Source organism: Synechococcales cyanobacterium T60_A2020_003, from assembly GCA_015272205.1.
Classification (GTDB): Bacteria; Cyanobacteriota; Cyanobacteriia; order RECH01; family RECH01; genus JACYMB01.
Window position 1 is genome coordinate 1 of sequence record JACYMB010000169.1, and the last position, 8,419, is coordinate 8,419.

Below are 8,419 nucleotides of genomic sequence, written 5' to 3' on the forward strand. Positions count from 1 at the left end.
GCTATCATCGTCGTTCGATTGCTGAAACTACCATGTTCCGCTTTAAGACTATTTTTGGGGGCAATCTCAGTGCACGTCAATTTGACAATCAAGCCGTGGAATTGTTCATCAAATGTGTTGCGCTCAACCGCATGATTCAGATCGCTAAACCCGATAGCTACAAGGTTGAAGGTTAATACCAGGACACTCTCAAGGCGAACCTGACCGTTTTTCTAATCATGCAACAAAGCCAGATTATGTGTTAAATACTCTTTGAAGCGCATACAATAATGACATACACCTGCGTAGAAGGGACAAACCTATGGCAGATGCTTCAAGTATTGTTCAACAAAATTTACTGGATGCAAAGGCGAAACTTCTTGCCCAAGAACAAGAGGTTTTAGCGCAACTCGAACAGATTCGGAAGGGTATTGAGAGTATTGAAACCACCATCGATGTGGTGTGCGGTGACGGCTCAATCGTTCCGGTCAAGACAAAGTCAACGAAGGTAGCTAAAGCAACGGCAACGACTTCAGCATCTGTATCATCATCTGCGGATACCAACGGTGCAGCACCTAAATCAGCAGCACCTGTTCGTAAAACAGCGCGTGGACCAGCAAAATCCACGAAAGCTCCTAAGGCCACAGCAAAGCCCTCTACGAAGAAAGCGGCAAAGGCATCCAGTGGCAGAGTGCTGAAGCGTAATAATGCAGGATGGCAGTCTTACCTGCATGATGAGTTCAAAGATATGGCACTTACCGAAGTTGTAGAGACGGTCTTTTCTCGTTCTCCGAAAACGGCCATGAGTTCCGCTGACCTGATTGACAAGATTTTTACGTCTGACATTCCCAAAGCAGAGCGCACGGCAGCACGCGATCGCCTGCTGAATATTTTGTCCATTGGAGTGAGTGAAAACAAGTGGTATCGGGTTAAGCCTGGTCAGTACAGCATCTCGAAAGATGCTCAGTAGAGCGACCCCGTTTTGATGACGGCCTATGGCATCACAGACACTTCTTGATAGGGCATCTCGCTCAAGCGAGCGTCTGATATAGATCAAGTTTGACAACCTGTTAGCAGTGTCAGGAGCGTGTCAAGCACTGCTATAGATGCCATAAGGTGAATAGATAAAAGGTGCGATCGCCCTTCACAACATTCTATTGACCGTATGTCTGTGAATGAGAGCCATGCCAAAGCGTGGCTCTTTTTGCGTTGGGTTTGGAGAAATATTAATTTTCTCTACGTCTTGAGCAATGCGGTGTGTTTAGCACTGGAGACACTCTGTAAAGTGACTGATAGCAATGCTTTAGAGCGATCGCCTCTTTGCTATATGCCTCCGTGCAGACTGCTTTACTTACGCTCAAACCTACACTTTGTCACAAATTGCATTACTGCATCCCTTCTCCGCTCAGGCATAATTTAGAAGTGCATCGGGCGATCGCACTTTTTACCGTGAGCGCTCATGGCAAGAATTTAAGCGAGATCTCATGAATTTTCTTTCTAACCTAAAGCAACTCTTGAACAGACGTCGTTTAGGATCATGCCGCCCCTTGCGTTTCGTTAGCGTTCTGATCGCCCTTGTGGTGAGTATCTCTATCGCGATCGTACCCGCCGTTTCTCAGCAGCCTGTGACCCTGCGTCTATTGATGACGGCACCCGACGTTCCGGCTTGGAAGAACACGCTTGCTAAGGATTTTGAGGCCGCCAATCCAGATATTCGCCTTGATATCGTCGAAGGGCCTAATTTCACCAATCTCATTGAGGATCTCTATACGTCAGCCTTTCTGCTGGGCAACGCTCCCTACGACATCATTTATATGGATGTGATTTGGACGCCAAAGTTTGCAGCGGCAGGCTGGTTGGAGGATCTAACGGCTGAGTTTTCCGAAGCGGAACTCTCAGCCTTTTCAGCCCCTGATGTGGACGGGGGGCGGTATAACGGTCGGCTCTATCGCATCCCAATTCGTTCCGATGCAGGGATGCTTTACTACCGTAAAGATCTGCTGGCGGAGGCCGGACTCAATCCTCCCGCTACGTTCGGGGATATCTTAGACTTTTCAAAGATTGCCCAGGATAAAGGGTTAGTGCAGTGGGGCTATCTGTGGCAAGGTCGCCAGTATGAGGGAGCCTCGGCAATGTTCGTGGAGGTTTTAAAGGGATTTGGCGGATTTTGGGTCGATCCCGATAGCTTAGAGGTGGGGCTGGATCAACCGGAAGCGATTGAGGCGGTTGAGTTTTTGCTGGGCACCATTCAAGAGGATGTGTCGCCGCCCGGTGTGACCACCTACATTGAAGAAGATACCCGCCGAATTTTCCAAAACGGCAATGCCCTCTTCCTGCGGAGTTGGCCCTATGTCTGGCCGCTGGCAAACCAGGACGACTCCAACGTGAAAGGCAAAATTGCGATCATGCCGTTAGTCGGTACGCCAGGGCATCCCGGTGGATCGTGTTTGGGCGGATGGGGACTGGGCATTGCAAAAACGAGTACCCACAAAGAGGAGGCACTCCGTTTAATGCGGTTTATTACCCGGCCTGAGATCCAGAAAAAATACATCTTAGAAGCGGGCTATGTGCCCAGCGTTCGTTCCCTTTTCACCGATCCAGAGGTCGTGGCTCAATATGGTCATTACCCGGAGTTATTGGGCGTGATCGATAATGCCGTGTTGCGTCCACCGATCGCCCAGTATGCCCAAGCATCGGATATCTTGCAGCGCTACCTGAGTGCTGCCCTGACCCGACAAATGACCGCCAGTGATGCCATGACAGCAGCAGCAGCAGAAACCAGACGGCTTCTGGATGCAGGTCAAAACGGGCGATCGCCCACTTAAACAGTTATGCCCTACCAAAGACGAAGACTCCCCTCTGACGTTATTACGGACTGAGACAGCCCCATGACTGGAAACTCTCGATCATCATCCTCCCACCCTCCATCCATACAAGATATAGAAAGACGGATTGGCAGCTATTTTCTGCTGCCTGCGGTGCTGGTGTTGGTGTTAGTGTTTGGCTATCCAATTCTGCGATCGTTCTGGCTAGGATTCTTTGCCCAAAATTTGGGAACGGGTCTAGAACCTGTTTTCATTGGCTTAGATAACTATGTACGGATTGCGGGCGATGGTCATTTTTGGCAGACCTTCTGGAACACAGTGCGGTTTACAGTGGTGTCGGTGACGCTGGAACTGATGTTAGGACTGGCGATCGCCCTGGCTTTAAATACTAGCTTTCGGGGACGAGGCACGGTACGCACCATTGCCATTATTCCCTGGGCCTTGCCAACCGCATTGATTGCCCTCGCATGGACCTGGATTTTTAACGATCAGTACGGAGTCGCCAACGATATTTTGCTGCGCCTAGGTCTCACTGAAACCGGGGTGAACTGGTTGGGACAACCTGTTACAGCCAATGTTGCCATTATCATTGCCGACGTTTGGAAAACGACCCCCTTTATCAGTATTCTGCTCCTGGCCGGACTGCAAGCCATCCCCCAGGATTTGTACGAAGCTCATGCGCTGGATGGAGCCTCTCCGTGGCAAAGCTTTGTCAACATTACGCTGCCGTTGCTGATGCCGCAGATTTTGGTAGCGACGCTGTTCCGGGTCGCCCAAGCCTTTGGGATTTACGATCTGATTCAGGTGATGACGGCAGGCGGCCCCGGTGGCTCAACTGAAATGATTGCGCTCTATATCTATGCTAACGCCATGCGGTATCTCGATTTTGGCTATGCATCGGCGCAGGTAGTCGTCACCTTTTTGCTGTTGGCGATCGCCATTTTAGGCTTTAGCCTCCTCTTTCTCCGTCAGCGTTCCACCCAGCAGTAGGACAATAGATCTATGGCATCTCCCAGACAGGCATCTAGACAGGCATCGACCCATTCCCAAAAACCTGCTTCGGTCACGCCCGGTCGCATTCTCTTTGGGGTGGCGATCGCGGCGATTTGTATCTTCTGTTTAGCCCCAATCCTGTGGCAGGTACTCACCTCCTTTAAGGTCAATGCCGATATTGCCGCCATTCCCAATATCTATGTCCCAACGCGGCTAACGCTACAACATTATATTGAGTTGTTTAGTCGGCAGCCGTTTCTACGCTACATCTTCAATAGTACGTTTGTCGCTGCTGTCACCACCCTGGTTTGTCTCGCCATTGGAACCCCGGCAGCCTATTCCTTGGCGCGGCTCCGTCCCCATGCGGGGCGATGGGTGCAGGTGGGTATTTTGATGGTGACCTTATTTCCTAGCATTTTGCTCTTGCAAGGATTGCTGCAAATTGTGCAACTGCTCAACATTGGCAATACCTATTGGGCCTTGATCTTGCCCTACACCGCCATTAACCTGCCGCTGACAATTTTGGTGATGAAGAGTTTCTTGGATCAGCTACCGAAGGATCTAGAAGACGCCGCGAAGGTGGATGGCTACACCATTTGGCAAATGCTGATCAAGATCTTGCTACCGCTGACCTTGCCAGCCCTCGTGACCACGGGAATTTTGACCTTTATCGCGGCCTGGAACGAGTTCATCTTTGCGCTGACCTTTATTACGGATGAGTATATGAAAACCATTCCCGTCGCCTCAGCGCAGATTGGTGGATCGTCGGTGTTTGAAATTCCCTACGGCCCGATTGCGGCGGCGACCGTGGTAGGGACGATCCCTCTGGTCATCCTCGTTTTGATTTTTCAGCGTCAGATTATTCAAGGGCTGACGGCTGGAGCGGTCAAGGGATAAGCCATTCTGCACGGTTCTATCGCTCATCCCTGTGTTCTTGTATTCTCAGTTAATCTAAATCTCCTATGGCTACCCTCGAACTCCACCACTTAAACAAAACCTTTAGTCCCAAAGTAATTCCGGTCAAAGATGTCAGTTTGACGGTGCAGGATGGGGAAGTCTTGACGCTGCTGGGGCCATCGGGATGTGGCAAATCTACCGTGCTGCGAATGATTGCGGGACTCGAGGAACCCACCCAGGGACGCATTCTAGTGGGCGATCGCGACATTACCTACACGCGACCGGGCGATCGCAACATTGCAATGGTGTTTCAAAGCTATGCCCTCTATCCCCACATGAACGTCTACGAAAATCTGAGTGCGGGACTCAAACTCAAAAAAGTGCCCCAGGATGAAATCTCGCGGCGGATTGTGGAAGTATCCACGTTCCTCGGATTGCAAGGACTGATGGAACGCAAGCCAGGACAGCTTTCCGGGGGGCAGCGACAGCGGGTTGCTGTAGGACGAGCGCTGGTGCGGAAGTCGGATGTGCTGCTGTTGGATGAACCCCTGAGTAATCTAGACGCTCTGCTACGAGAACACGTCCGGGCTGAACTCAAACAGATCTTTGAAACGCAAAATACCCCCGTGGTCTACGTCACCCATGACCAAACCGAAGCCATGACCCTATCAACTAAGGTTGCGGTTCTCAACGATGGCTACATCCAGCAATTGGACACCCCCGAACGGATTTATAATCATCCGGCAAATCGCTTTGTAGCGGGATTTGTGGGCAGTCCGCAGATGAATTTACTGACCTTGGCCTGTGAAGACCGGGTGGCGCGGCTGGGCAAGGCTCGCATTCCATTACCGGATCTCCCGACACCGCCGGATGTCGTGGTCATGGGCATCCGTCCCGATCATGTGAAGTTGGCCGAGACCCTGCCGGCAACGGAGCCTCATACAGTGATAGAGGCTGAAGCCTTTTTGGTAGAAAACTTGGGAATGCAAAATTTAGTCAGCGTTCGGATTCCCAATGGCGAGGATAAGTTCGTTGTGCTGCGATCGCTCCTAGCGCCCGGACATTGGGATGATCGGATGTTAAAGCTAGCCCTGCCAACGGAACAGCTCCACTGGTTTGATGTGCAAACGGGAGATGCCCTCGTTCGTTAATAACGATGGATCTCACCCAGTCTTTCCATTCTCTTAACGACTTTGAGATCGAGCCGTTGCCGGAGGGCGATCGCCCCTTATATTGGTATGAAGGCATCTGTCCCGCCACGGGACTCCTGGTTCGCCTGCCGCGCACCCTCCAAGCCGAGGCGATCGCCCGATCGTTAATGGCACACCTGACGGGCGATCGCTACACCCGCGAAGGCAAGATGTACGGCATTTTGCTTGTGGAAACGCCGACCGGAGAGATCCGGGTTCTCAAGGCTTTTTCCGGTTTACTGAACGGTGAACGTACCGTGACTGGCTGGGTTCCGCCCCTTACCGGACGAGAGCAGGTTGCCGAGGACGAAGCCCGCACCCTCGCCACCCTAGACGAGATTCGCCAACGCTTGCTGACCCTGCAACAGCGACCCGAACCGCAGCAGTACGCCGACCTCATGGCAGATTATGACACCAAACTTCAGCACATCACCCAGCAGCACCAGCAGCGCAAACAGGCACGCCAGCAGCAGCGGCAGACGATTCTGGAAACCTTAGCAGAACCAGAACGAGCGATCGCCCTTGAAGCCCTGGACGAACAAAGTCGGCAGGATGGCATCGAGCGGCGACGGCTGAAGCGGGAACGGGACGACCTGGGGCGATCGCTCCGGGACACCGTGGAGGCGATTCAAGCTGAAATCCATCACCTCAAACGCCAACGCAAACAGGTATCTCGGCAACTGCAAGCCCAGATCCACGCCGCTTATCAGGTTTTGAATTTTGCGGGCATGGCGCAACCGTTGCTGCAGTTGATATCTCAAGGCATCCCCAGCGGAACCGGAGATTGCTGTGCCCCGAAACTGCTCCACTATGCCGCCCAGCATTATCTTCGGCCTCTGGCCATGGCGGAATTTTGGTGGGGAACATCGGAGGGCGCTCGCATGGCTGGAGCATTCTACGGAGCCTGCGCCGAGCGGTGTCAGCCGATGATGGGCTTTCTGCTATCCGGCTTAGTAACCATCGAGATTCTCTATCAGGATGAGTATGTCATTGCCGTGAACAAACCTGCTGGACTGCTTTCCGTGCCCGGACGCACGAGCGATCGCGCCGATAGTGTCATCACACGACTGCAACGCCGAACCCAGACTGACACCCTCATTCCTGTACATCGCCTCGATCAGGACACCTCTGGAGTGTTGCTCCTCGCAACGAACCCCGATGCCTATCGCCACCTCCAAGCCCAGTTCCAAACTCGCCACGTTCACAAAGTCTACGAAGCGGTGCTGGCTGGAATCGTCACCGCTGATCAGGGCACCATTGACCTTCCCTTATGGGGCAATCCGAGCGATCGCCCTCGCCAATGCGTAGACCATGACCACGGTAAACCTAGCATTACACACTATCGAGTTCTAGAACGAACGCAGGATCAGACTCGTATCGAGTTTGTACCCTTAACCGGACGCACTCACCAACTACGGGTTCACGCCGCTGCCCCCCAAGGATTGGGAATTCCGATTGTGGGCGATCGCCTCTATGGAAATGGGACTTCTACCTCCCGACTACATCTCCATGCCCGTGAACTGGAAGTCTGTCATCCCTTAACTGAAAAGGCTTTACGCCTCTATGCCAAAACTCCATTTTAGAGTTCTCAGTTCGCTATTCCTTACCAGCTCAGTTCGGTTTTGCGTATCCCTACTGATTCTAAATAGAGCGAAGATATAGGTGTGAACGATAGCTACGTCATCGTCTACATCATCACGCAACGAACGCGAAGGTAGAAATTGTGGAAAGATTAGAAGGAGGTTCGTATGACACTTATTCGTTGGCAACCCTTCTCTGATATTGACGTTTTGCGTCGCCAAATGGATCGCTTGTTCGATGAAGTCACCCATTGGGAAACCCCATCGACCGTTATCTCCGCACCCGCCATTGAGCTATCCGACGAGGGCGAACACCTAACGTTGAAAGCTGAAATTCCAGGCATTGACGCGAAAGACCTAGACATCAGCGTTATGCGTCAAGCGGTCGTCCTGAAGGGTGAACGACGAGTAGAAGAGAAAACGGAAGAAAAGGGCTACTTCCGCTCCGAATTCCGGTATGGATCGTTTGCTCGCACCATTTCGTTGCCCACAGAGGTACAAAACGAGAACACAACGGCTGAGTACAAAGATGGAGTTTTGACCTTGACATTGCCCAAAGCTGAAGAGGCTCGCGATCGCGCTGTGAAGATCAGCGTCGGGACTCCAGAACCCCTCCCTAGCACAGAACAATAGTGCATAAGCTCAGCGTCTAACATGCAATGTTAACCAGTGACTAACTAGACTCCTTCTCCTATAGTGGGAGAAGGAGTTTTCATTATAGAAGGGCTTTGTTGCATGATTAGAAAAACGGTCAGGTTCGCCTTGAGAGTGTCCTGGTATTAACCTTCAACCTTGTAGCTATCGGGTTTAGCGATCTGAATCATGCGGTTGAGCGCAACACATTTGATGAACAATTCCACGGCTTGATTGTCAAATTGACGTGCACTGAGATTGCCCCCAAAAATAGTCTTAAAGCGGAACATGGTAGTTTCAGCAATCGAACGACGATGATAGC

At 51.8% G+C, this 8,419-nt stretch carries 9 protein-coding genes; 8 read left to right on the forward strand and 1 reads right to left on the reverse strand.

Going from position 1 to position 8,419, the window contains the following annotated elements:
* From IGR76_08990 to IGR76_09025, 8 genes are all read left to right on the forward strand, one after another.
* Positions 1 to 176 (forward strand): IS5/IS1182 family transposase (locus IGR76_08990; protein MBF2078642.1); only part of this gene is annotated, 176 nt, incomplete at its 5' end.
* Positions 177 to 301: 125 nt separating this feature from the next.
* Positions 302 to 949, forward strand: coding sequence for a hypothetical protein (locus IGR76_08995; protein ID MBF2078643.1), 648 nt, complete (start codon positions 302 to 304; stop codon positions 947 to 949).
* Between the two features lie 514 nt (positions 950 to 1,463).
* Positions 1,464 to 2,804, forward strand: a complete 1,341-nt coding sequence (locus IGR76_09000; GenBank protein MBF2078644.1) for an ABC transporter substrate-binding protein — start codon at positions 1,464 to 1,466, stop codon at positions 2,802 to 2,804.
* A gap of 63 nt (positions 2,805 to 2,867) precedes the next feature.
* Positions 2,868 to 3,794: a sugar ABC transporter permease gene (locus IGR76_09005; protein ID MBF2078645.1), complete on the forward strand. Its 927-nt coding sequence runs from the start codon at positions 2,868 to 2,870 to the stop codon at positions 3,792 to 3,794.
* A gap of 12 nt (positions 3,795 to 3,806) precedes the next feature.
* Positions 3,807 to 4,694, forward strand: coding sequence for a carbohydrate ABC transporter permease (locus IGR76_09010; GenBank protein MBF2078646.1), 888 nt, complete (start codon positions 3,807 to 3,809; stop codon positions 4,692 to 4,694).
* A gap of 65 nt (positions 4,695 to 4,759) precedes the next feature.
* Positions 4,760 to 5,845, forward strand: coding sequence for an ABC transporter ATP-binding protein (locus IGR76_09015; GenBank protein MBF2078647.1), 1,086 nt, complete (start codon positions 4,760 to 4,762; stop codon positions 5,843 to 5,845).
* A 5-nt stretch (positions 5,846 to 5,850) separates the two neighbouring features.
* On the forward strand, positions 5,851 to 7,467 hold the full coding sequence (locus IGR76_09020) for an RluA family pseudouridine synthase (GenBank protein ID MBF2078648.1): 1,617 nt from the start codon (positions 5,851 to 5,853) through the stop codon (positions 7,465 to 7,467).
* A gap of 165 nt (positions 7,468 to 7,632) precedes the next feature.
* Positions 7,633 to 8,097 carry an Hsp20/alpha crystallin family protein gene (locus IGR76_09025; GenBank protein ID MBF2078649.1) on the forward strand — a complete coding sequence of 155 codons (465 nt, stop codon included), beginning with the start codon at positions 7,633 to 7,635 and terminating at the stop codon, positions 8,095 to 8,097.
* Between the two features lie 146 nt (positions 8,098 to 8,243).
* On the opposite strand, the gene IGR76_09030 is transcribed toward IGR76_09025, so the two are convergent.
* A partial coding sequence (locus IGR76_09030; GenBank protein ID MBF2078650.1) for an IS5/IS1182 family transposase occupies positions 8,244 to 8,419 on the reverse strand: 176 nt, incomplete at its 5' end.